Raw genomic sequence first — 1989 nt, forward strand, 5'->3', positions numbered from 1 at the left:
AAAACGTAATAACGACTCCAGATATAACATTTTCAATTAATTGTTTGGATGCAATACCTAAAAGTACTGTTGATGCTGAAATTATTAAAGAAAGCGTATTTTTAGAAGTTTTAGTGAAAGATGGGAAAAAAATTAAAATCATTAAAAAAGGGAGACAAAGTTAAATGACTCCCGAATAGCTATTTTTAATATCTCCATTTATCAAATTAATTTACTATATAATTTTTCAATAAAATTAATTCCTCTTTAATGGTTCTTTGTTTTAATTCATTAACATTAAATTTAAAAACCTTAAACATAAATTGAACTAAATATCCAATTATAATCGCATAGATAATAGTCCCAATTCCTACAATTCCACCCATAAAATATCCTAAAATTGTTACACTTATTTCTATAGTACTTCTAATTATCTTCACTGGTTTTCCAGTTTTCTTTACAAGACCTACCATCAAAGCATCTCTTGGTCCGCATCCAAGACCATTATGTACATACATATATATTCCCAATGATAAAATCACAGTTCCTATTAATGTCATAACTATCCCAGAAAATAGATTTACTCCACTAGGGATTATATCGCTATTTATAATAAAATCTACCATAAAACTAAAAACAATAGCATTTATAATTGTTCCACTCCCAAATGGTTCACCAAGTCGCCAGCCCACAATTAATAAAATCATATTAACCAACATCATAGCTGTTCCTATACTTATCCCTAATTCCATTGCTAAACCTTGATGAAAAACTAACCACGGAGAAGAGCCTATATTGGATTTCATTATTATTACCATTCCGAAACTACCTATAATACAACCTATAACAACCTTAAAGTATTTATAAAACTCCCTTTTCATTAAAAAACACCACCAAATATCATTTAATAAATTTTATCATATATAGCATTTCATTACTACAAACATAACAAAAAAAGACACAATCATAATTTTTTAAATGAAAGAAATGCCAATGAAAAAAGAGATGAAAAATTTCTTTTTAGTAATCATCATCGTAATATTCGTCATCGTCATCATTATCATCGTTTATTTTAAACCCATAGAGATCATCTAGACCATATTGTTCAAGAATCTCATCTTTCATTTCTTCTATTTCAAACCATTCTGGGGTATATATTTCCTCTTCCATCTCATAAAGTTCAAGAAATCTATCAAAGTCCTTTGAACTCATAATCATTTCCAATTCTTTTAGATCCATATTTTTTTCTCCTTTTACAAAAATTATTAAAAAAAACTATCTCCTTTAATTGTAAAAATAATAATATCTCAGGAAAAATGTTTCTCTTAATCGAAAATATAATACTATATTTTTTTCGATTTATCAACAATTATTTTATAACTTTTTTCTCATAAAACAACCTATAAAAATAAAATATAAATCTATCAAAAATTATGTTGACTTTTGAATTAGAATAGAATAAAATATCTTACTAATATTCATTCATGTCATATATATGCAATTTTACGTTCAAAATGTATTATTCAAATGGAAAGTGTTTTAAATACATAATTTTTATGATGGAATGCGTTATTTAACGACACAAATATTAGTTATTTAAAAATTATAGTTAAATTCACATTAAAATTAAGTTTATTCTTTTAAAACTAATAGAATTAAAAAATAAATTATTTTTTTGTATAAAATTTTAGGAGGAACAATGAAAATATTTAAAGATTTAAACGAAGGGAATTTGAATGATTTTTTAAAAAACTTCAATTTTGAAACTTTAGACCTTGAAGATGAAGACGGAAATACACCTCTTCATAAACTTGTAAAAATTCAAAATATCTATGGTGTAGAGACGTTTGCTGATCTTGGGGCAAATATAAATGCAAGAAATAAAAAAGGTGATACCCCTGCTCATATAGCAGTAGAAATAAATGATAATGAGATATTTGAAATTCTTATGAACTATGGAGCGGATTTAAATATAAGAAATAATTCCCAAAGAACTCCTGAACAAATTGC

Annotated in this window: 3 protein-coding genes; 1 reads left to right on the top strand and 2 read right to left on the bottom strand. The window is 25.5% G+C overall.

Going from position 1 to position 1989, the window contains the following annotated elements; translation table 11 throughout:
- Positions 1 to 206 precede the first annotated feature (206 nt).
- Both WBG30_RS13820 and WBG30_RS13825 read right to left on the bottom strand, forming a co-directional pair.
- Complete coding sequence (locus WBG30_RS13820; protein ID WP_424505241.1) at positions 207 to 860, bottom strand: YczE/YyaS/YitT family protein; 654 nt, start codon at positions 858 to 860, stop codon at positions 207 to 209.
- A 139-nt stretch (positions 861 to 999) separates the two neighbouring features.
- Positions 1000 to 1191 carry a hypothetical protein gene (locus tag WBG30_RS13825; protein WP_424505242.1) on the bottom strand — a complete coding sequence of 64 codons (192 nt, stop codon included), beginning with the start codon at positions 1189 to 1191 and terminating at the stop codon, positions 1000 to 1002.
- A gap of 487 nt (positions 1192 to 1678) precedes the next feature.
- Here WBG30_RS13825 and WBG30_RS13830 point away from each other — a divergent pair.
- The coding region (locus tag WBG30_RS13830) for an ankyrin repeat domain-containing protein (protein WP_424505243.1) at positions 1679 to 1989 on the top strand (311 nt) is incomplete at its 3' end.

Origin of the sequence: Psychrilyobacter sp. (assembly GCF_049671765.1) — a bacterium.
GTDB lineage: Bacteria > Fusobacteriota > Fusobacteriia > Fusobacteriales > Fusobacteriaceae > Psychrilyobacter.